18 protein-coding genes are annotated in these 21,241 nt (G+C 53.5%); 13 read left to right on the top strand and 5 right to left on the bottom strand.

Annotated elements, in window-relative coordinates:
- Window positions 1–193 precede the first annotated feature (193 nt).
- From ACOQPU_RS03530 to ACOQPU_RS03505, 6 genes are all read left to right on the top strand, one after another.
- On the top strand, window positions 194–868 hold the full coding sequence (locus ACOQPU_RS03530) for a hypothetical protein (RefSeq protein WP_420643749.1): 675 nt from the start codon (window positions 194–196) through the stop codon (window positions 866–868).
- Window positions 861–1,289, top strand: a complete 429-nt coding sequence (locus ACOQPU_RS03525) for a GNAT family N-acetyltransferase (RefSeq protein ID WP_420643748.1) — start codon at window positions 861–863, stop codon at window positions 1,287–1,289. The genes ACOQPU_RS03530 and ACOQPU_RS03525 overlap by 8 nt, the downstream gene beginning before the upstream one ends.
- A 21-nt stretch (window positions 1,290–1,310) precedes the next feature.
- A complete protein-coding gene (locus ACOQPU_RS03520) occupies window positions 1,311–3,470 on the top strand; it encodes a GAF domain-containing sensor histidine kinase (RefSeq protein ID WP_420643747.1) in 2,160 nt (719 codons plus the stop codon).
- On the top strand, window positions 3,460–4,140 hold the full coding sequence (locus ACOQPU_RS03515) for a response regulator (RefSeq protein WP_420643746.1): 681 nt from the start codon (window positions 3,460–3,462) through the stop codon (window positions 4,138–4,140). The genes ACOQPU_RS03520 and ACOQPU_RS03515 overlap by 11 nt, the downstream gene beginning before the upstream one ends.
- 16 nt (window positions 4,141–4,156) lie before the next feature.
- Window positions 4,157–4,609 (top strand): VOC family protein, encoded by a 453-nt coding sequence (locus ACOQPU_RS03510; protein WP_420643745.1) that lies wholly within the window; start codon window positions 4,157–4,159, stop codon window positions 4,607–4,609.
- A 227-nt stretch (window positions 4,610–4,836) separates the two neighbouring features.
- Complete coding sequence (locus ACOQPU_RS03505; RefSeq protein WP_420643744.1) at window positions 4,837–5,205, top strand: ester cyclase; 369 nt, start codon at window positions 4,837–4,839, stop codon at window positions 5,203–5,205.
- A 46-nt stretch (window positions 5,206–5,251) separates the two neighbouring features.
- Here ACOQPU_RS03505 and ACOQPU_RS03500 read toward each other — a convergent pair whose 3' ends face one another.
- Window positions 5,252–5,713 (bottom strand): GNAT family N-acetyltransferase, encoded by a 462-nt coding sequence (locus ACOQPU_RS03500; RefSeq protein ID WP_420643743.1) that lies wholly within the window; start codon window positions 5,711–5,713, stop codon window positions 5,252–5,254.
- Window positions 5,714–5,727: 14 nt separating this feature from the next.
- Entirely contained in the window at window positions 5,728–5,991 is a 264-nt protein-coding gene (locus tag ACOQPU_RS03495) for an ester cyclase (RefSeq protein WP_420643742.1), read from the bottom strand.
- Window positions 5,992–6,034: 43 nt separating this feature from the next.
- Between ACOQPU_RS03495 and ACOQPU_RS03490 the strand changes: the two genes are divergently transcribed.
- The 4 genes from ACOQPU_RS03490 to ACOQPU_RS03475 all read left to right on the top strand — a co-directional run bounded on the left by ACOQPU_RS03490 (window position 6,035) and on the right by ACOQPU_RS03475 (window position 15,755).
- Window positions 6,035–6,799 carry a hypothetical protein gene (locus ACOQPU_RS03490; protein ID WP_420643741.1) on the top strand — a complete coding sequence of 255 codons (765 nt, stop codon included), beginning with the start codon at window positions 6,035–6,037 and terminating at the stop codon, window positions 6,797–6,799.
- A gap of 34 nt (window positions 6,800–6,833) precedes the next feature.
- On the top strand, window positions 6,834–9,206 hold the full coding sequence (locus ACOQPU_RS03485) for an SLC13 family permease (RefSeq protein WP_420643740.1): 2,373 nt from the start codon (window positions 6,834–6,836) through the stop codon (window positions 9,204–9,206).
- Between the two features lie 152 nt (window positions 9,207–9,358).
- The gene (locus ACOQPU_RS03480) at window positions 9,359–10,690 is read left to right on the top strand and encodes a winged helix-turn-helix domain-containing protein (RefSeq protein WP_420643739.1); all 1,332 of its coding nucleotides are present in this window, start codon (window positions 9,359–9,361) and stop codon (window positions 10,688–10,690) included.
- Window positions 10,691–10,706: 16 nt separating this feature from the next.
- Window positions 10,707–15,755: an AAA family ATPase gene (locus tag ACOQPU_RS03475; RefSeq protein WP_420643738.1), complete on the top strand. Its 5,049-nt coding sequence runs from the start codon at window positions 10,707–10,709 to the stop codon at window positions 15,753–15,755.
- A gap of 27 nt (window positions 15,756–15,782) precedes the next feature.
- On the opposite strand, the gene ACOQPU_RS03470 is transcribed toward ACOQPU_RS03475, so the two are convergent.
- From ACOQPU_RS03470 to ACOQPU_RS03460, 3 genes are all read right to left on the bottom strand, one after another.
- A complete protein-coding gene (locus ACOQPU_RS03470) occupies window positions 15,783–16,277 on the bottom strand; it encodes a SixA phosphatase family protein (RefSeq protein WP_420643737.1) in 495 nt (164 codons plus the stop codon).
- Between the two features lie 84 nt (window positions 16,278–16,361).
- Complete coding sequence (locus ACOQPU_RS03465; protein WP_420643736.1) at window positions 16,362–17,141, bottom strand: ABC transporter permease; 780 nt, start codon at window positions 17,139–17,141, stop codon at window positions 16,362–16,364.
- Window positions 17,142–17,299: 158 nt separating this feature from the next.
- On the bottom strand, window positions 17,300–18,247 hold the full coding sequence (locus ACOQPU_RS03460; protein ID WP_420643735.1) for an ATP-binding cassette domain-containing protein: 948 nt from the start codon (window positions 18,245–18,247) through the stop codon (window positions 17,300–17,302).
- 228 nt (window positions 18,248–18,475) lie between these two features.
- Here ACOQPU_RS03460 and ACOQPU_RS03455 point away from each other — a divergent pair, with 228 nt between their 5' ends.
- The 3 genes from ACOQPU_RS03455 to ACOQPU_RS03445 are packed head-to-tail and all read left to right on the top strand — an operon-like array spanning window position 18,476 to window position 21,189.
- Complete coding sequence (locus ACOQPU_RS03455; RefSeq protein WP_420643734.1) at window positions 18,476–19,531, top strand: methyltransferase; 1,056 nt, start codon at window positions 18,476–18,478, stop codon at window positions 19,529–19,531.
- On the top strand, window positions 19,528–20,070 hold the full coding sequence (locus ACOQPU_RS03450) for a cupin domain-containing protein (RefSeq protein ID WP_420643733.1): 543 nt from the start codon (window positions 19,528–19,530) through the stop codon (window positions 20,068–20,070). The genes ACOQPU_RS03455 and ACOQPU_RS03450 overlap by 4 nt, the downstream gene beginning before the upstream one ends.
- A gap of 18 nt (window positions 20,071–20,088) precedes the next feature.
- The gene (locus tag ACOQPU_RS03445) at window positions 20,089–21,189 is read left to right on the top strand and encodes a hypothetical protein (RefSeq protein WP_420643732.1); all 1,101 of its coding nucleotides are present in this window, start codon (window positions 20,089–20,091) and stop codon (window positions 21,187–21,189) included.
- Window positions 21,190–21,241 lie beyond the last annotated feature (52 nt).

The following is a 21,241-nucleotide window of genomic DNA, read 5'->3' as shown; positions in this document are numbered from 1 at the left end:
CGACAGCAAAATTAATCGGCCGTTTCCTCCCCAACCCGCGCTGGAAAGAATTCAATCATGTGCATCTCATCCACTCAATAAAACGGCCGTTCCCTACTGGTTAGCCGACCAAGGGGAGGAACTTCGAACTCAGGTTATTAGATCAGGATACAAGGCTGACAAACTGATAGCTATTTATGAAGGAGATAGAAAAATGACAACGATTAATTCTATTACCAAAACGACAGGGGGAACGATGCGTTATGGGCAAATGGTGCGGAGGGGTATGACGGTCGCCTGTTTCCTCTTTCCGCTACTGCTTTTAGTATCGGCCGTTTATCGCCTACTGGGTGAAGATACGATCTATGAGACAAGCGGCTTTCTGAGTAGCAACGACATTTACATTCACAATTTTCTCTGGCTGGCATGGCTTGCGGGGATTGTTGCCATGTTAGGGTTGGTGCAACTGATCAAAGATAGGAAGCCAATGGTTGCCTTTTTGTGTACGATTTTTGTCTTTATTGGCAGTGTGATGCAATTGGCTGGGTATAAGGGATCGGCAAGAACGGCCGATTTGCGGGAACTTGGGTTCGACATCTTTTGGAATACCTCATCAGGTATGACACCGTCTTTTTTCGAGGCATTTGAATTTACCGTGCTGTTGTGGGTGATTGGGGTGTTTATTTTGGCGGTTGTGGTGTGGCAAACGGCCGTTTTACCAAAGTGGGTGTCACTGATAGCAATTGTTGGCACAGTTGCTTATGCTGTGTCTGAAAACGTCCCTGGCACAATAGGTGGCATCATTACGCTGATCACTGGCATTTGCTTTGCCCTTTTTTTCTCGTTGGTGGGACTGCGGTTATGGAGAGGAGAAACAGCCGTTGTCTGAACGAATACATATTGCGCTTGATCGCGCTCCAACCCATGAAGCGTTACAAGTCATTGGCGAAGGCTTACGCCGCCACAATGAGCAATTTGCTCCTGCTAGCGATGATAGGCTGTTTGCTGTTTTTTTGCACGGTGAAAACGGCCATATTCTCGGGGGCGTGATTGCCAAAGCCGGGCGTGGCTGGCTCAAAATTGGTAGCCTGTGGGTAAACGAGGCTTTGCGTGGACAAGGATATGGTAGACAGTTGATAGAAACGGCCGAAAACGAGGGTGTACGACTGGGCTGCCATAGTAGCTATCTCGATACATTTAGCTTTCAAACCCCTCAATTTTATACTAAGTGCGGCTATGAGATTTTTGGCACGCTTGAAGCATTTCCAGATGAGCATACGCGCTTTTTTATGCGAAAATCATTGGCGTAGTTTGGTAAAAGGAATGCAATTATGAAGAGTTTAAGTACACCGATGCCTATTCGCTTAAACGGCCGTCTGCTCTTTGCTAGTCGTTTACTTTACCTGCTGCTGTTCTTGATTTGCTTGGGTATGTTTAGTACCAGCTTATGGTACAAATTTGTACAAGGCACTTCAGGCTGTGGTTCAATCTACAATGCAGCATGGGCAGCCCAGGGCAACTGGTGCACTGAATGGTTTCAAGCAATTGCCGATCTAAGGGTAACGGCCGTTGCTTTTGAGAGTTATTTTGTTGGCTTGCGTGTCATTGCCGCACTTCCCTTTTTTATGCTTAGTCTCTTGCTGGTGTGGCGGTATAGCCAAGAGTTGCGCATTTTATTGCTCGCTGGTTTATTGTTGGTGATTGGCATTTCTGGCACATGGTTCAATCCTTTTTGGGAGTGGGGTGGCTGGTGGCTTGAAGAATTTTCACCATATCCCGCACTGCATATTTTTTCGCCCATTCTTACCTACTTGTTGGTGTGTGGTGCATTCTTGTTTGCTTGCCTCTTTCCAAACGGCCGTTTTGTGCCGCACTGGTCACGCTGGTTAGCTGGCAGTTGGCTGCTGTTATCGGCCGGCAATATTTTTCTGCCAGAAACCATATTTGCTATGGGCAATTGGCCCTTCCCCCTTCATTCTCTGGTTCCCTTTGTTTATGTGCTGCTGGGGATTGGCATCATTATTTTTCGCTATCGACAGCAAGCAACAGCCATTCAGCGGCAACAAATCAAATGGATCACCTTTGGTATGATGTTGATTGCCTTCAATTTTTTGATCGATTTTGCCGTTTTTGACCTGTATGAAACCTTTACTGGTAGCTATCCCCTTTCCAATGGTCAACAAGCTGTCTATTGGGAGTTGGGGCAAGACACCTTGTCTCATCTGAGCCAGTTTGCACTTGGCATTTGCTTTGGCTTTGCCGTTTTTCGCCGCCGCTTGTGGGGCATTGACCCCATCCTCAACCGCACGCTGGTTTACGGGGGGCTGACGCTACTCATCGTCGCCATATACATCGGCATCGTCGGCGGGCTAGGGCTGTTGTTCCAGACCCAAACCAACCCCCTCATCGGCTTGGTGGCGACGGGCATCATTGCCGTCTTGTTTCAGCCTTTGCGTGACGGGTTACAGCGCGGCGTGAACCGCTTGTTGTACGGCGAGCGGGATGACCCGGCGGCCGTTTTGACCCGCTTGGCACAGCAGATGGAAACGGCCGCAACAACCGACATTCTTGCGCATCTTGTCCAAACCATCGCCCGCACCCTCAAAATCCCCCACGCCGCTATCTGGCTGCCCGTGTCCGACAATCAATTTGATCCCGCTGCCGTTTGGGGTACATCGCCCGAGCATGTCGAAATGATGCCGCTGACCTACCAAAGCAAAATGATCGGGCATCTGGCCGTCGCGCCACGCGATGCGGGCGGCACGTTCAACCAGCGCGAGCGGGATTTGTTGAACACCATCGCCGCCCTCACTGCCAGCACCGTTCGCGCCGTGCAGTTGTCAGATGAACTACGCCAGTCGCGCCAGCGCATTGTGACGGCGCGTGAAGATGAGCGGCGGCGTCTGCGGCGCGATTTGCACGATGGGCTAGGCCCACAACTTGCCAGCCAAACGCTGGGGCTGGAGGCGATTGGTCAACTCATGACAACCCATCCCCAAAAAGCGCGTGACCTGCTGGCTTCCCTGCAGACACAGGCGCAGGAAGCGATTGTGGACGTGCGTCGTCTAGTGTATGCGCTGCGCCCGCCTGCGCTGGATGATTTGGGCTTGGTGGCGGCATTGCAGCAAAGTGCCAACCGTTTGGAAACTGAAGAGTTGCGCTTTTCGTTTGATCTCCCCCACCCCTTGCCAGCATTACCAGCGGCAGTGGAAACGGCCGTTTACCGCATCACCCAAGAAGCGATGACCAACGTCGTGCGCCATGCCCAGGCCACAACTTGCATCATTCGCCTGGACTACACCGACAACACCCTCTCTGTCACCATTCAGGATGATGGACAAGGGCTGTCCCCGAAATATCAGGCGGGTGTGGGGTTGAATTCGATGCGCGAACGGGCTGAAGAACTGAACGGCGTCTGTATGATACAATCTTTACCAGAGGGAGGTACGCAGGTGCAAGCACAGTTGCCGCTGGAGGTAAATGATGTCTGAGCAATCCATTCGCATTCTCATCGCTGATGATCATCCCGTGTTTCGCTTTGGTCTGCGCGCCTTGTTGGAAGCCCAAGCGGATATGGCAGTTGTGGGTGAGGCAGAAAGTGGCGAAACGGCCGTTAACCAAACCCAATCGCTCCAGCCAGACGTGGTTTTGATGGACATCAACATGCCGGGCATCAACGGCATTGAAGCGACGAAGCAGATTGTGGATAGTTGGCCGCAGACGGCCGTACTCATCATCACCATGTTCGACGACGACACCGTATTCACCGCTATGCAAGCCGGAGCGCGAGGCTATCTGCTCAAAGGCGCACAGGGCGACGAAACGCTGCGGGCCATTCGCGCCGTCGCCAACGGGGAAGTGATTTTCAGCCCTGGCATAGCGGAACAGATGATGGCTTTTTTTATGAAAGGCGGCCGGGAAACAACGCCTACAGGCTCGGCCAAAGCGAAACCATTTCCTGAATTAACGCCCCGCGAACGGGAAATTTTGGAACTGCTGGCGCAAGGATTAACCAATACTGCCATTGCCGAAAAGCTGGTCCTCAGTCCAAAGACAATTCGCAATCAAGTGTCCAACATCTTTAGCAAGCTGCAAGTTGCCAGCCGCAGCGAAGCCATCGTCAAGGCACGGGAAGCTGGTCTAGGCAAGTCGGAGAAGTAAAAGGAGAAATATGACTATGACAAAGAACAGTAATTCGCTCCCTCCCTGGCAAGGATTTCATCATATCGCTTTAGTAACCCCGGATCTGGATGCGACGATTGCGTTTTATCGAGATGTACTGGGTATGAAGGTGTTGTTTACCGCGCCGCCAACGGACATAAACGGCCGTCATGCTGCCATCTTGCCGGGCGAAGGCCATCTTGGACTTCACTTTTTTGAAGAGCCAGAAGCAACGCTGTTTAATCCGCCCGATTTGAAAACTATGTACTGGCTACCAGGTGCGCTCCATCACATATCCTTTGCCCTGCCGGACGAAAGGGCTGGCATGACCTTCCGTGAACGGCTCAGATTGCATGGTGTCGAAATGACTGAAGTTATGCTCCAAGCTGACATCGTTTACAATATGCTGTTTCAGGACAACAATGGCATGTTGCTCGAAGCGGCCTGGCTTAAAGAAACAGCCGAATAAAAATCCCGCCCCTTTGTAATAAACACTTATTCTTTCAACTTGTTAATTTAGCTTATAGTCTATAGAAGGCCATCTACTAGGAGTAAACATCTATTTGCCTCCCTTACTGTATCCCAACAGGGAGATCAACCGAACCTCGGCATCCAGTTTAATGGGAATATATAACTTGGCAAGCGACAGTCGCTTTTACAGTAACTGTCACTTTTGAAAACAAGGAGATGTTCAAGATGACAAATGACGAAAAGATGACATTGGTAAAGGAACTGATTCTCTCAAGGGATGTGGAGGCAGCGCGGCAACATCCGGGATTGGCTGAAGAGATTCCCATGCTGGAAATGTTGGCGACTGCTTTTTCGGATGTGAAAGCAGAGATTCCGCTTCAATTTTGTGATGGCGATTGGGTAGCAACGCAAGTGATTTATCACCAGACGCACACCGGCACCTTTATGGGCATTCCAGCGACGAACAAGCGCATCAAAACGGAAGTGTTGATGTTTCACCGGGTTGTAGATGGTGTAATTGTCCAACAACATTCTCAAGCAAACTCGGCCGAGATGATGCGGGAGTTGGGTGCATTGCAAGGCCCCGGGCATTAATGCAAAAACAGCACACGATTAAAATCACCTCTCTCGCAGATTGACCCTAAAACTCATATTGAAAAAGCAACCCATGATCATCACTCAGCAAGGGTACGGGAACTGGCTGCCAGCCCAAACGCGCCAAAATTCCCTGCGCCGCCACTGTCGTTGCGTAGACTTTTTTGTAGCCTTGTTCCTGCGCCACTCTCATACCAGCCTTCACCAACTCGGTGCCAATCCCTTTGCCACGATATGTTGCTGGAACAAATAAGCCCCCCAGCCCCGGCCGGAATTGTGGCAAAATCCAAGTCGCTTCCTCACGTAACGTAATGGTGCCTGCCAACGCCCCATCGGCAAAGGCCACCAGCCGCACGGGGATGCGGCTGCGGTTTGCTTCTGCCACAAAATCTTGGGCAATGTCTGCCAGCGTGCGCCCCGCATAATAGTCAGGCCATTGGGCTTGAAACCATTGGCTTAGTGTAGGAATCGTCTCTGGACAATCTGCAAGAAGAGCGATTTTAATCATGGGCTATTTTTACTTTAATGGTCAAAGCGTGGCAAGGCACCCAATTCTCCCATCATCTCGGCCGATTTTGCCTGTGAATGTTGTTGAACAATACGGCCGTCTACAATCCGATGAAACATCAAAACTTCGGTCTTAATGCGCTTGTTTGTGGCTGGAATACCCATAAAGTTCCCCGTGTGCGTCTGGTGGTAAATGGCCTGTGTTGCCACCCAGTCGCCATCACAAAATTGCAGTGGAACTTCTACCTTTTGGGATACAATTGAAAGACCAGGAGCCATAGAGGGTGCAGGAACTACGAAAAGGAGGCCAGGTAATTAAATTATGCCAAACAAACTCTTTCTTCACGGGGGTGGGGATCGGGCTGAGAGCCGTGCGGCGACGTTTGGGCGGTTTGCGGCAACTGCATTGCGCCAGCCTGCGGATAAGTTGGTGTTGGTGATTGCCGAGGCGGAGGAAACGGCCGTTCCCCCCACCATCCAGGCCTACAGCAACATTTTTACGGCCGTTGGCGTCCCGCAAGATCAGCTCATTCCCTTGGTCGTCACCGCCGAAAAACCACTCACCTATGAGGTGGTGGCTCAGGCTGCACCGTCTGGCTTGTTTGTGTGCGGCGGCGTCACACCCTTCTACCATCAAGCCGTTGCCGCCAACCCCGGCTGGACTGCGTATTTGCAAGAGGCCAACATTCCCTTTGGCGGCACATCCGCTGGGGCAGCGATTGCGGCGCAAACGGCCGTTCTCGGCGGCTGGCAGGCTACACGGCAAGAGCAATCTCGCGAAATTTTGTTTGCGGGTGCCGGTGAAGGCGTGGAGCAGCTCATGGTGCGCCCCGGTCTGGGGCTGGTGCCTTTTGCCATAGATGTCCACGCCAGCCAGATGGGCACCCTCACTCGGCTGATCCACGCTGTGGAAATCGGCTTGGTCCCTGAAGGCTGGGCAATTGATGAGAATACGATGTTGGTGATAGGCGGCCGTACCCTGCAAATCCACGGCGCGGGCCACTGTTACCACGTTCAGCAACATAAGGATGGCACAACGACGGTTACCATCCACGTCAGCCCAGACAAAATTTTGTTAGCAGCATGAGCATAACTTATGCTTTACCGAAAAGGTGAAGACCATGACTTTACCCATTATTGCCGTTTTACTTATTTTGGGCCTGGCAATCTTTCTGTTTGTCACTGACAAATTGCGGGTGGATTTGGTGGCCATGCTGGTGCTGCTGGCGTTGGCCATCACGGGACTCATCACCCCTGTGGAGGCCTTGTCCGGTTTTAGCAGCCCGGCAGTGGTCACGGCCGGAGCGGTCTTTGTTCTGAGCGGTGGATTGGCGCGAACCGGCGTGGCCGAAATTGTGGGGCGGCAGGTGCTGCGGCTGTCGGGCAAAAGTGAATTCAGGTTAACGGCCGTCATCATGCTTACCGCTGGCGTCATGTCTGCCTTCATGAATAATGTGGGCGTGGCCGCCCTGCTGCTGCCCGTCGTCCTGATCATTTGTCGCCAAATCAACATGCCGCCTTCCAAATTGCTCATCCCCCTCTCTTTTGGCTGCCTGTTGGGCGGGTTGATGACCTTAATTGGCACCGCGCCCAACATCCTGGCCAATGAGATTGTGCAAGATTTTGGTCTGGCTGGGCTGCAATTTTTCGATTTCCTCCCCGTGGGCGCGGTCGTGATGCTGGCCGGCGTTGGCTACATGGTCTTCTTGGGGCGGCATTTGCTGCCAAACCGCAGTGCTGTGATGGCTTTAAGCGAGCAAAACGAAGATGCCATAGACCCGACCCTGCTCTTTTCATTGGAAGAGCGGTTGGCATTGGTTGAACTTCCCGCCGACAGTTTATTAGCGGGCAAGACCCTGGCACAAAGCCGCTTGGGCCGGACGCTGGGATTGACTGTCCTGGGTTTGCAGCGCGACGACCAAAAGCAGATGTCGATTCAGCCGGACACCGTGCTGCAAGGGAATGATCAACTGCTGGCCTTGGGGCGCGTTGAGCGACTAGAAGCGTTGGGGCGCAGGCCATTTCTGCTGCCCGTAGCGGATGATCCAACGGTTCAACAGTTGATTTCAACCGAAGTTGGGCTGGCGGAATGGACGATTCCACCCAATTCACCGCTTGTCGGCCAAACGCTGGCGCAAACCGGGCTGCGGCGGGAGTATGGACTGCACGTCATTTCTATTGATCGCCAGGGAGCGTGGCAGCGCACCAATCTCTCAACCATATCGTTATTGGCAGGTGATCGCCTGGTGATGCAAGGAAGGCACGAAGTGATCACGGCCGTGCAAAGCCAGCCACCCTTCAAAGGTTCTTTCCACATTATTGACCAGAGCGAAGCCAAAGTCGGTGATTTTGGTCTTAGCGAAAGCATCTTGCTGGTTCGCATCCCGGAAGCATCCCCGCTTGTGGGGCAATCCCTCACCCAAAGCCATTTGAGCCAACTCTTTGGCCTGGAGGCTTTGAGCCTGATTCGCAATGGCGAAACAAACCTGCTGCCCGACCCAGACAGTCCGCTCATGGCCAATGATCTGCTGTTGGTTGAAGGCGATCCGGCTGAATTGGAGATCATGCGCGGTTTGCAGGGACTGCGGATAAGACGCCAGTTGCAAATGGCGCAGGTTGAACTAGAGAGTGAGGCCGTGGGGCTGGTTGAGGCGGTTCTTTCACCGCATACCACGCTTGTCAATAAGAGCCTGCGTGACCTTCACTTTCGGGAAAAGTATGGGGTGACAGTGTTGGCGATCTGGCGAAACGGCCGTGCTTACCGCTCCTCACTAGCCAACATGCCGCTCCAATTTGGCGATGCCTTCCTGCTCTATGGGCCACGCGCCAAAATTAGCCTATTGGGCAGCGAACCTGATTTCCTGCTGCTGCAAGATGAGGTGCCAACGGCTCCTCGCCGACACAAAGCGGGGTTGGCCGCGGCAATTATGACGGCCGTTATCCTCACCGCACTCATTGGCTGGCTGCCTATTGCCCTGGCTGCCCTTGCGGGTGCCGCCATGATGGTTTTAACCGGCTGCCTAAATATGGAAGAAGCGTACCGCTACATTGAATGGCGCGCCATTTTTCTGATTGCCTGCATGCTGACAATGGGCATTGCCATGGAAACCAGTGGCGCAGCGCAGTTATTGGCAGAAGGGATGCTGTCTTTGGTAGGCGAGTTTGGAGATATTGCTATTTTGGCCGGATTTTTCTTGATGACGAGTCTGGCTGCTCAAGTCATGCCCAGTGCAGTAGTGATGGTGTTGATGGCGCCCATTGCCTTGAACTTGGCGGCAGAAGTAAACATCTCGCCTTATGCGCTCATCATGTTGATCGCCGTGGCTGCTTCAACCAGCTTTATGAGTCCGGTTGGGCACCCGGTCAATGTGCTGATGATGGGGCCAGGCGGCTACCGCTTTACCGATTACACCAAAGTGGGTGTGCCGTTGGTTATTGTGGCCCTGTTGATAACGCTGCTGGTTTTGCCCCTTGTGTGGCCGCTACGGCCGTAACTGGATGCCAGCCTATCAACATTGCGCTTTTTGAAGTTTTCAAACTGTTCTACCTTTGAGGAGCAAATTCTGACCCCCGATTTGTCACCAAATTTTACCTTTTCTCCATTCCCCGCTACAATTGCCGCATGAACGGGGATACGAGTGGCGACATGAATGTACAGACAACTGTTAACAATCCTTTTTATCATCGTGGCGCAATCCGGCGTGCTGCTGATTTTCACAACCGTGATGCAGAAATCAGCCAAATTTTGGGCTTGCTACGCAACGGGCAAAGCGTCTCACTAATCGGCCCTCGGCGTATCGGTAAAAGCTCTCTGCTCATCCACCTGAGCCGCGCCAAGGTACGCGCCCAAATGCAGCTCGATCCTCCCCACGCCCTGTTCATTCTCATCGACTGCCAGGAGTTTGGCGGCTCGCCACCAGAGGAAATTTACGAGGCTCTGTTGGACGGCTTGCTAGACGCTGCCCAGAACGCAGGCATCTCCGTTGAGGCCGATCAATCCCCCGGCACCTACCGGGCATTAGACCGCGTTTTGCACCAGATTCACAAGCAAGATACGGCCGTTGTCGTCCTCCTCGATGAATTTGAACTATTGGCCGCCAATGAGCGGCTAACCCCCTACTTTTTTGCGCGCCTACGGGGACTGACCACCAAATATGGTCTGGCTTACCTCACTGCTAGCCAACGGCCGCTTTTTGCCATCACTGCCGAAGAAGAAATCCTTAGCTCACCGTTTTTCAATATTTTTGTCACCTTGCCGCTGGGGCTGTTTAGCGTTGAAGCCAGCCAGCAGATGGTGCAGGAGCGCTTGGAAAATAGCGACTGCTCATTCTCCGATGGGCTCATTGATTATTTGATCTATCTGGTAGGGCCACATCCCTTCTTTCTGCACGTGGCCGCTTACCATGCCTACCAAGCCATCGCCCAGGGAGCTACGCTAGAAACCAAAGAACAGTTCGGCCAGCTAGACGGGCCGATCGAGGTAGAAGCTGATTCCCATCTGGGCTATTTGTGGCAAAATTTGAGCGCAGAAGAGCAGTATGCCCTGGCCATTGCCGATGGGCCGATTGATTGCCTACGCCTGCTGGAGCAACAATGTCTGCTGTCCGCCAGCGACAACGGTTACCAATACACCAGTGCCATTTTACGCCGCTATGTGCGCCGACAGCAGGTTGCCGGTCTCATCCAGGCGGGGCCATTTGTCATCGACCAGCAGCGGCATCAAGTATGGGGTCACGGCAAAGAGTTAAGCCTGACAACCTCTCAATTTGCCATCCTGGTGAGTCTGTGCCAAAACGCAGGCCAGGTGGTACATGGAGACGATTTAGAAACGGCCGTTTGGGGGGATGTTCTGGTTGATGATCCGGATCGGCTCAAGACACTCATCAAGCGGCTGCGCCGAGCTATCATCCCCTTCGATACCTGGATCATCAGCGAGCGTGGCGTAGGCTACGCATTGCGACCACCTGAGACTGGGTAATCGCTGGATTAAAAACATGATTAGGGGCACCACACAATTGGCAGGGTTTGGTAAAAACGGCCGTTCCCGTTGGTCGATAATGCTCCTGTTTCTCCTCATTGGCTCCCTTTTTTGGCAATTCACTCCGCAAACCACTGTGGCCCAGGTGCAAAATCCGGCCTATTGGCGGCACTCTGCCCCGCGCCGTATCAGCCACGTCCTCAATGCAGACATCAACCAGGATGGTGTGGATGAATTTGTGATTGCGGCGGAAAACGGCCGTATCGAGCAGCTCAATTCCGTAGGCGATCTGCAATGGAGTCATCCTGCTGGCGACCTTATCCAATCAATCGGCACTGCCAACCTGGATGGCAACCAGGAGCTAGAAATCGCATTCGTGACTGGTCGCAGCCTCACCGTACTCAGCAGCGAGGGCACCGAACTGTGGTCTCGCACCCTAAACACACTTACCCCGCCACAATCATTGCTCGCTTTTGGTAGCCAAGAGGCAGGGCAAGCGTGGCGCGTCCAATACCCCGTACAGGTGCAGCAAATTTCAGCGTTTGATCACGACGGAAACGGTCGTGACGCGCTGCTGCTGCTGTTTAATGACGGCCAGCTACAACTGTTTGATGAAAATGGCAACATCATTTGGGTCGATGCGGAGAACAGCTATCCTTTGCTGAATAATCCGGTTGTCATGACGGTGTTGGACCTCAACCAGGATGGCCAAGACGAGATCGCCCTCGGATTTTTCAACCCTGCCCTGCGCTTTAGCCAATTGCGCCTCATCAACGGCCAAAAACAAGATATTTGGGCTGAAAAGCAGCCCATCTCCGACCGCATCTCCACGCTGGCGGTGGTACCTTTTGGTGAAAATGGGGAGCCGCTGCTGGCCGTTGGTTCTGAAGGCGGGCAACTCCATCTCATCAATTATGATCGGCAGCGGGCCTGGTGGCCCCGCACGCTCAACAAAGCAATCACAACATTAACTGTAAGCGAATATGCCGGAGAGCCACTGCTGCTGGTGGGCACCGAGGTGGGCGTGGTGGTGGCTTATCGCGCCAACGGCAGCCGCCGCTGGACCCGCCGCCTGGCACCAGAAGCCGATCAGGCCGTTGTCTCTCTGACGGCAGCCCAGCTAGACAGCGGTGAAAATGATCCCTTGCTGGCCGTTACATTGGCACCTGCCGAGGCGGAAGGGGCCAATGACGTCCTGCTGCTAAACCCTGCCAGCCGCACGCTGGCCACTTATGAAGCGGTGGATGATAGTGGCTTTACCCGGCTACTAGACATTAACCAGGACGGCCGTTACGAACTGCTTCTGGCTCACTTTGCCACGGTTGAACTGCTGGGGCTGGGTGTAGGCACCAGTGATATTGCCCCAGAGTGGAGCTATTCGCTAGACTCAGAACCGGGCGACGTTCTCGTAGTGGACTTTAACCAAGATGGTGAGGATGAGCTAGTTGTGGGGGCGCGAGACGGCCGTTTACATTACCTGAACCAGCAAAATGAAGTCGATTGGAAAGTCTCGCCTGGCGGCAACATCACCCATCTGGCCCTGCTAGAAACAAACCAGGGTCAGCACATTGTGGTAATCCGCAACAACATTGTGGAGGAGCCAAGCAACGAGCGAACATTTGAAGGCTGGGTAGACGTGCGCGACATCAATGGCGAGCAAGTATGGGAAGCTCCTCTGGCCACCAACATCACCAGCCTGCTGTTGCAAAACGTCAATAATCGAAGCGATCCAGAAATTATTGTAGGCACGCACGACGGGCAAATTGTGGCCTTTTCTACTGCTGGCGCAGAGCTTTGGCGTGAGCGCACCGTTGCCGAAGGGCAACCCGGCAAGCCCATCAACCATATGTTGCTTACCGACAACTTAGTTACCCAAGAGCCGTTGATCATCGCCGCGGCCGAAAATGAGCTTTATGCTGTTGAAATTCGTGGCCCCTTCCCGGCACCGGTTATTGCCACCTATGCCAGCCCCATCAGCGACATCTACCGCTTGAACCAGCCGGGGCAGGAACTGGCCACGCGGCTGCTCGTGTTTGCAGACGGCACCGTCTCTGGCTTAACCTGGCGGGGTATACGAATGCCCGACTGGCCCGTGCAGCTAGAAGGAAACCCCATTATCAGCATTCCTGCCAACGATGCCATCGAAGAAACATTTGAAGCCGGACCCTCTGAATCATTTCTCATTGCTACCGACCAGGCGGTGCTTAGCCGCCTGCGGGTGCAGGATAGCGAACCCGCGCAAGTGTGGCGGCTCATTGGCCTCAACAACATCACCAGCCTCTACTGGGGCGATCTCACGGGGGATGCCCAGCCAGAGTTTGTGGTGGGCAACAGTGAAGGCAGCGAAGGACACATCTACCTTTATTCAAATCAGACCGAGCTGATTGATGAAATTCCGCTGGCCAGCGGCGTGTTTGATTTGTTGGTGATTCGTCGCGATGGACAGATTCCTGCCGATTTGCTGGCTGTTTCAGAAAATGGGCTGATCCAACTCTTTCGCGCCCAGGAAAATCATCCGCCGCTGCTTACCGCCCCCCAGGTAGAGGGCCAATACAACTTTAGCATTTCCGTGACAGATGTGGATAGGGATGCGGTAACCATTCGGCTGGAAATCTTAAATCCGGCAACGGGCGTTTGGGAAAGTCAGGGGACAGAAATTATTGCCAATGGCAATGACCGGACTTTCTGGACGGTCTCTGAATTGCCTGCAAATGAGGGGTTTGTCACCTATCGCTTCTCCTACGATGATGGGGCATACCAGGGCGAATTGGCCCCGCTTACCAGTCCGGTGGTTACCCCCAGCAGCAGCCTGCTCCCACCCACAACCGCCACGCTGACCATTCTTGGTTTGGTTACGGCCGTAAGCCTTTTCTTATTGGTCCGACAAAGCCAACTGCCCGCCAGCCGCGCCCGCCGCTTTTACCACCAGCTCATCACCCAGCCAGTAGCCACCCTGCCCCTGCTAGAGAGCCGTTACAATCTCTCCAACGCCTCGCCCGATTTTCTAATTTACCTGGCTAGCCGTGCCCGCCAGCGAGGTGACTCGCTAGTAAGCAGCCTGGCGGATGGGCTCTTTTTGCTGGCAGATCGCCCGCACGTGGGGCTAACAATTATTCAGGGCGCGTTAAAAGAAGCAGCTGAAAAACGTCCTATCTGGCAGCAGTTGGAACGATGGCAACGCCTTTTTAGCACGGGCCAAGCGTTGCTGGAAGCCCCCACCATCACCGAAATTTCGCTTCTGCGCCCCCAATTGGTGCATTTGCTGGATTATTTGGAGCGGCAGGATAAATGGCCACCCACGCTGGATGCTCTGCTGCCCATCATGACCAATTTGCGGGACAGCGAGCGGGTCGATTTGCCCGATGACCGGCTGGTTTACCTTAATGAAGCCAGCTTTTTGCTGAGTGAGTTGCAACAGACGCTTCCAGCCTTTTCCATGCGGGTAGAAAAGACGTTGGTAGCCGCCATTGTGCGCCGCTGGATTGGCGTGGTCACAGCCGCTAACGAAGAGCTGCGGGGGCAAGCCAACCTGGTAGTGCAGCTCAAAACAAAGCGGATTGTCTCGAGTGAACAGACGAGCGTGACGCTATTGTTGACGAATAACGGCCGTTCCTCCGCCGAAAACGTGATTGCCATGCTCAATGAAGACCCAGGTTACGTGGTGCAAAGCGGCCCGCAATATATCCCTTTGCTGCCCCCAGGGCGCAGTCGTGCCGTTACCTTCCAGCTAGAGCCGCAAGTGTCCGATCGCTTCCGCCTGGGCCTGACCGTTTCTTACAAAGACCGCACCCAGCGCAACCGGGAAATTGCCTTTGGCGATATGGTTCATCTGCTGCAGCCAACCCGCGATTTCAACCCAATCTTTAACCCATACCTGCCTGGCACGCCGCTGCGCAGCAACAGCCCGCTCTTTTTTGGCCAAGAGCGATTGTTCAGCTTCATTGCCGATAACGCCGGAAAATGGTCGCAGCGCAATGTGCTCATCCTGATTGGCCAGCGACGCACCGGTAAAACCTCCACCTTGCTGCGGCTGGGGCAGCATTTGCCTGATGATTTGCTGCCAGTCTACATTGATTGCCAATCGCTCGGCGTTAGCCCCGGCATGGGAGCCTTGTTCCACGACATGGCCTGGCTCATCTCCGATGCGCTGGCCCTGCGCGACATTGAAATTGAGGTGCCATCGCCAGAGGTGTGGCAAACGGACCCCACTGGTGAATTTCAACGTCGCTTCATCCCCAACGTAAAATCACTGCTGCCGCCAGACACCACGCTGCTGCTGGTATTTGATGAGTTTGAAGCGTTTGAAAATTTGGTGGAAGATGGCATTTTGCCTCCCACATTTTTCAGCTTTATGCGCCATTTGATGCAGCACAGCGAGGGCTTAAGTTTTATTTTTGTAGGTACGCGCCGACTGGAGGAGATGAGTGCTGATTACTGGTCGGTGCTGTTCAACATTGCCTTGTATGAACGGATTACGTTTTTGTCGGAGGAAGCGGCCGTTCGGCTCATTACAGAACCGGTTGCGCCCGATCTCATTTACGATGATTTGGCAATTGACAAGATTTTCCGGGTGACGGCCGGGCAGCCTTACTTTGTGCAGCTTGTTTGTTATACGCTGGTGCAGCGGGCCAACCGTGAGCGCACTGGCTATGTCACTATTTCAGACGTCAATGCAGCTCTGGCAGAGATGTTGAGCCTGGGCGAGGTGCATTTTGCTTACTTGTGGCAGCGATCTAGCGAGGCAGAGCGGGTGGTGCTTACGGCCGTTGCCCACATGAGCAACGACGATACCGCCTTACACCCCAGCGACATCGTGGATTTCTTGGAACCATTTGGCATACGGCTCCCCCCAACGGAAATTACGGCCGCTTTGCATCGTTTGGTTGAGCGCGAAATTATGCGGGAGCTAAATGATGGCGCCAACACCCTGTATGAGCTAAAAATTGGGTTGGTAGGCTTATGGGTTGCCCAGCATAAGAGTTTAAGCCGCCTGCACGCCACCAGAGGCAATGGAACGGCCGTTTCCCGCAAACCCAAGCTCCCCACCCGCCGGAATTACCAGTAATTGGTAAGCAGCATTCAGTTACTGAATCTAAGTCGGCAATTCTTTTGGCCGCCAGTGGTGCAGGAGACGACCGTCTGCAAAAATCGTTAGCTCGCCCCAGGAATCAATAGGCAGTTCCACCACCGCTACGTTGGCCGTCGTCATCCGACGGTCCGAGTCTGTCAGGAGCGACACCAGCTCTTCCATCCCCGGATTGTGCCCCACCACCATTACCCGTTCGTATCTGTCTGACAGCTCATTGAGAATTTCAACATAGGTCGGCGGCCCTGCCAGATAAAATTTGCGCTCCGTCCGCAATTCACCTTCAAAATCTGCTGCCAAGGCCACCATCTCGGCCGTCGTTAAGGCCCGCTCTGCCGTGGAGCTAATGATAAGGTCTGGCACCATCTTTTGCAGCTTAATCCAGGCACCCATGCGCGGTGCGTCGTATTTACCGCGATGGTTCAGCGGACGGTCATGATCAGAAAGCTGGCTGTTGCCCCAATCTGATTTGGCGTGGCGCAAAATGAGTAAAGTTTTCATGTTGATTTCTCCCTGGCTAACGGTCATGGGTAATCTTGGTTGGCAAATTCTAGCAGCAAATTATTCAAGGGTATCGGTAAGGAGTTAACGCACCGTACGTTGGAACGCGCGCAGTGCCAGCCCCATCCCCAGCGCGGCAAAGGCAGCTATCACCACAAAACAAAGCCACAAGGGCAAAAACTCCGTCTGCCCCAGCGGTGAGTCCGCCTGCAACAACGACTGCCGCAATCCCGAAATAATGTAGGTTGTCGGGTTTATCAATGCCGCTACGCGCATCCAGGCAGGCAAGGCGAACAACGGATAAAGTGCGTTACTCAAAAACAGCATGGGTAAATTTAGGATGAAGATGAGGCTGTGATACGCGCCCATGCTGCTGGTGCTAGAAGCCAACGCCAGGGCAATGCCAGAAAATCCCAAACCATACCCAAAAATAAAAATCAGCCCCATCAGCCAATGCAGCAGATTGCTGCTAAGTTCGACCCCCATCAAAATGCCCACCAGCAAAATCAGCAAGGCTTGGGCAACCGAGCGGGTGATAATAGCCAGCGCGTTGCCCATCAGGATGCTCAGGCGGGGAATTGGCGCAACCAGATACTCCTTCACCATGCCCCGCAGCCGCTCATTTAGCCAGGTAGAGCCGCCACCGATCGAGCCGTCGATAGCGGTGAGGGCAATAATGCCGGGTAGCATGAAGGTGATGTAGTCGCTGCCTTCACCGGGCAACATTTCGCTGAACAAACTGCGCATGCCCACGCCAAACAGCACCACCCACAAAATTGGCTGAATAAGAAATCCAAAGATTTCCTCCTTGTGGACCAGCGATTTTTGCATATATTTTTGCCAAAGGGTTAGTGATGCGTTCATATTGACTGCCCTACGTTCACTTTGTCATGCTGAACAAAGTGAAGCATCCCAACCAAGTTGAATGGGATTCTTCATTGCGCTGCGCTTCATTCAGAATGACAAATTCAAAGCAAACCTGTTCAGACTTTATGCGCCAAGGCACTGTTATTATGTCAGCTTTATTCGTCGCGGAACTGACGGCCAGTGACCTGCAAGAAAACGTCGCCGAGTGATGGTTTGGTGATGGCAATATCTTCGATGACAAAACCTGTTGCGCCAGCAATTTGCACCAGTTCAACCAGCCGCTTGTTGCCAGAATCCACGCCGATGTGCAGTTGCCCATTGGTTCGCACAGCATTTTCTACAAAAGACAGACTGTTTATGCGTGTTAAGAATTCAGCTTCTGGCCCGTGTCCATGAAAACGCAAGACATCGGCTCCCATTTGCTCAACCAACTGCTGCGGCGTGCCTTCGGTGACGATACGGCCGTTATCAATAATCCCCACACAATCTGCCAACTGCTCTGCCTCGTCCATGTAATGGGTAGTCATCAACAAGGTCATGCCCCGCTGCTCTTTGAGATCACGAATGTAATGCCAAATACCTGCCCGATTTTGCGGATCCAGCCCCAACGTCGGCTCGTCGAGGAAAAGAATCTCTGGCTCGGTCATGAGACCGCGCGCCAGCTCCAGCCGCCGCTTCATGCCGCCAGAATACGTACCCACGCGCCGATCGGCCGCTGATTCCAGCTCTACCAGCGTCAGCAGCTCCTCAATTTTTTGATTGCATTTGGCTTTGCTGAGGCCGTATAAACGGCCGTGGAACCACAAAGCCTGCCGCCCAGTCAAATCCACATCCAGCACTGTCTCCTGAAAGGTGACCCCAATGCGGCGGCGCACCTCCGCAGGCTGCTGCACCACATCGAAACCAGCCACCAGCGCCGTGCCTGCGGTGGGCTGGGCCAAGGTGGTAAGAATAGAAATGGTCGTGGTTTTGCCCGCACCGTTTGGCCCCAGCAGCGCGTAAATCGTGTTGGCCTGCACCGCCAGATCAACGCCAGCGAGTGCTAAAACTTCATCGCTGTATCGCTTGGTCAATTCCTGAGTGACAATGGCACTATTGGTCACGTTCTTACTTCTCCAAAAATCTCTATCAATATTCCCGTATTGCCAAAATTCCCCTGTACTTTATCGCTGAATGGCAGCAAATGCCAGCGACAGCCTACCAAAGAATGATCATGTCCTGATGCTCAAAGCCACTGATTTCCCGTTAAAAATAGGGGCAGGCCCCCATGACGCTGGGGGCAATTTCGGTGTAAAGTGCCTGAAACTTAACCAATCTGACCGGAGACATGAATGCCAATCCAACCAAATTTACTTGAGCGATTTGCCTTTTACAAACTTAACGCCGCCCCAACCCCAATGCTGGACCTGGCCGGAGCGTTAGGGTATCAGGCATTGAGTACGGCCGTTCACCTGAACCTTTTCGAGACGCTACAAAAACGGCCGTCCTCCCTCACTGAGCTGGCACAAAGGCTAGGCTGTCAGGAACGTGGTCTCGATCATTTACTGAAAGCGTTGGTGGGCATTGGCTATGTTGTGGAAAAGAACGGCCGTTACCACAATACCGCCATGACCGAAAAATGGTTCACCGACGGCACGATGCTCGATCTAAACAATGCCATCACCTGCTGGGATGCCTTTTTACGAGACCTGTGGCCCCATGCTCCGGCAGTGATTCAAAGTGGGGAACGGCCGTACAACTTTTACGAATACACGGAAACCCAGCCCGGCCTCAGCCACGCCCATCAGCAAATGATGTTTGGCAACGCCAACCTAAATGGCCCAGAGATTGCCAAGCGGGTTCAGCTACCGTCTGGGCCGACGCGGCTGCTGGACGTCGGCGGGGGGCATGGTGCCTACACCATCCACTTATGCCGCGCCCACCCAAACCTGCAAGCCACCATTTTTGACAGTGCCATTGCCCTGGAAACGGCCAGGCAGCATGTGGACGCAGTGGGGTTAAACGGCCGTATCAAACTCCAATCCGCAGACATTTGGCAGGTGGATTGGGGGCAGGAATACGACCTGATTTTGCTCTTCAACTTTATTCATCATTTTGATAGTGAGACAAATATTGAGTTGCTGCGCAAGGCCCACGCCGCGCTAAAGCAGGGGGGACAGGTGGCTATTTTTGACCAGCTAGAGGCGAAGCAGTTTGGCTCTGCCATCAGTGGGCTGCTGCGGCTCATTAGCCTAATGTATTATTTGTTTGCCGACGGCCGTATCTATTCTAAAGACGAGATACGACAGATATTAAACAAGAGTGGCTTTGGCAGCCCCCGATTTTTCACAACGCCTAAATGGGCAGGGCAAAGTTTGGTAACGGCCGTTAAAGAGAACGCATCATGAACAAAACAGTCAAAAATCCAGCCATCGGACACCACATCACCTTTTTGCAAACCGGCGCAGAAACAGGGGGTGAACTGCTGCAAATTGAGTATGGTGTCTTGCAGCCAGAAACAGAACCCGCCATTCCGCTGCACATTCATTTGGAATGCAGCGAGCGGTTTGAGGTGGTGCAGGGTCAGCTTGGGGTCATTTTGGACGGGGAACGGCGACTGCTGGGCGTGGGTGAGCAAGTGCATATCCCGCCCGGCACGCCGCACACCTTCTGGAACGCGGGAAATGGCGAACTGCGCTTTATCACCGATGTGCGCCCACCGGGGCAGCTACAAACGTATTGGGAGACAGTTTTTGGCTTAGCTGAAGATGGCAAAGTGGGGCGCAATGGTTTGCCCAACCTGCTGCAACTGGCGGTGGTTGCGCCACTGGCCGACAGCTATTTTCCTGGCGTGCCAGTGTGGCTGACAAAGGGGTTTACGGCCGTTCTGGGCGCAATCGGCCGTTTGGTGGGGTACAAGGCCAGCTATCCAAAATACAGCGGCTGAACATGGTATGATAGGGGCATGTCCACTGTGATTACAGATTTAGAGCAGGTATCGGTTGAATGGTTAACGGCCGTTCTTACCCAATCTGGCGCTTTAGACCAGGGTCAGGTTGCCACTGTTGAATCAGACGGCGGTGCAGGCAACTGGTCTCAAAACGCACGGCTGACCCTGAGCTATAGCGATAATGCGCAGGGCGAACGCCCCACGCGCCTCTTCCTCAAAATGGTGAACACCGATTTAGGCGATGGCGAATTTTTCTTACCGTCCGAAGTGACTTACTACATGCGCGACTACGTTGATTTGCCCGACGCACCTCTCGTGCGTTGCTATGATGGCGCGTATGATGCCACCCAACACCGCTACCACCTGCTGCTGGCAGACATGTCTGAAACGCATGAAGCTGCCTACGGCTTGAAGCCAAATTTGGCGCACGGGCAAGCCTACGCCGAGGCAACTGCCATCCTGCACGCACACTGGTGGGGGGAGGCACGTCTCAGACAAATTGGCGCGTCTTTTCACGATGCCATCCACCTGAAAGAATTTGTCATCGCCGGGGAAGATGGCATTGCCCACGCCTATGAGACGTTTGGTGAAAAATATAAACCGCACTGGGCCGCCTTAATTCACCGAATTTTCGCCAAACTGCCCGCTCGCCTCGCCAGCCGCGCCCAAGACCTAACAGACTTCACTCTCATCCACGGCGACCCCAACGAAGGCAACATTTTAGTGCCAAAGGTGGGCGAACAGCCTGCCCTGAGTGCGTCGAAGGGGCCGCTTTACCTCATTGATCAACAACCATTTGATTGGAGCTTAACCACCTGGCTGGGCGCATACGATTTGGCCTATTTAATTGCGCTGCATTGGGACATTGACCGCCGCCGAGAGCTGGAGATGCCTGTCTTGCGCCATTACCACAAAACGCTCATCGAACGTGGTGTGTCTGGCTATAGCTGGGAACAACTGTACGAAGATTATCGGCTGTGCGTGGCGCTAACCGTGCCAGTGGCGGTTGAGTATATGTGCGACGGTGGCGATCCCGATTGGAACTGGTTCCGCTGGGGAATGATTCAGCACACCCTAACGGCGTTTGATGATTTGGAATGCAAAAACCTTTTGTAGATCTGCACCTCTTTATTTTGCCTGAGGCTTTGAACACAATAAATCACGGAAT

Source organism: Candidatus Leptofilum sp. (assembly GCF_965223285.1).
In the GTDB taxonomy this organism is placed as follows: Bacteria; Chloroflexota; Anaerolineae; order Promineifilales; family Promineifilaceae; genus Leptofilum.
Note: the sequence above shows the minus strand (reverse complement) of the source record. Positions and strands in the feature narration are given on the sequence as shown.

What these genes read in the sequence shown, in the direction of transcription:
- ACOQPU_RS03530 (WP_420643749.1), top strand. Translation starts at nt 194, where the DNA reads ATGACAACGATTAATTCTATTACCAAAACGACAGGGGGAACGATGCGT.
- ACOQPU_RS03520 (WP_420643747.1), top strand. Translation starts at nt 1,311, where the DNA reads ATGAAGAGTTTAAGTACACCGATGCCTATTCGCTTAAACGGCCGTCTG.
- ACOQPU_RS03515 (WP_420643746.1), top strand. Translation starts at nt 3,460, where the DNA reads ATGATGTCTGAGCAATCCATTCGCATTCTCATCGCTGATGATCATCCC.
- ACOQPU_RS03510 (WP_420643745.1), top strand. Translation starts at nt 4,157, where the DNA reads ATGACAAAGAACAGTAATTCGCTCCCTCCCTGGCAAGGATTTCATCAT.
- ACOQPU_RS03505 (WP_420643744.1), top strand. Translation starts at nt 4,837, where the DNA reads ATGACAAATGACGAAAAGATGACATTGGTAAAGGAACTGATTCTCTCA.
- ACOQPU_RS03500 (WP_420643743.1), bottom strand. Translation starts at nt 5,713, where the DNA reads ATGATTAAAATCGCTCTTCTTGCAGATTGTCCAGAGACGATTCCTACA.
- ACOQPU_RS03495 (WP_420643742.1), bottom strand. Translation starts at nt 5,991, where the DNA reads ATGGCTCCTGGTCTTTCAATTGTATCCCAAAAGGTAGAAGTTCCACTG.
- ACOQPU_RS03490 (WP_420643741.1), top strand. Translation starts at nt 6,035, where the DNA reads ATGCCAAACAAACTCTTTCTTCACGGGGGTGGGGATCGGGCTGAGAGC.
- ACOQPU_RS03485 (WP_420643740.1), top strand. Translation starts at nt 6,834, where the DNA reads ATGACTTTACCCATTATTGCCGTTTTACTTATTTTGGGCCTGGCAATC.
- ACOQPU_RS03480 (WP_420643739.1), top strand. Translation starts at nt 9,359, where the DNA reads ATGAATGTACAGACAACTGTTAACAATCCTTTTTATCATCGTGGCGCA.
- ACOQPU_RS03475 (WP_420643738.1), top strand. Translation starts at nt 10,707, where the DNA reads ATGATTAGGGGCACCACACAATTGGCAGGGTTTGGTAAAAACGGCCGT.
- ACOQPU_RS03470 (WP_420643737.1), bottom strand. Translation starts at nt 16,277, where the DNA reads ATGAAAACTTTACTCATTTTGCGCCACGCCAAATCAGATTGGGGCAAC.
- ACOQPU_RS03465 (WP_420643736.1), bottom strand. Translation starts at nt 17,141, where the DNA reads ATGAACGCATCACTAACCCTTTGGCAAAAATATATGCAAAAATCGCTG.
- ACOQPU_RS03455 (WP_420643734.1), top strand. Translation starts at nt 18,476, where the DNA reads ATGCCAATCCAACCAAATTTACTTGAGCGATTTGCCTTTTACAAACTT.
- ACOQPU_RS03450 (WP_420643733.1), top strand. Translation starts at nt 19,528, where the DNA reads ATGAACAAAACAGTCAAAAATCCAGCCATCGGACACCACATCACCTTT.
- ACOQPU_RS03445 (WP_420643732.1), top strand. Translation starts at nt 20,089, where the DNA reads ATGTCCACTGTGATTACAGATTTAGAGCAGGTATCGGTTGAATGGTTA.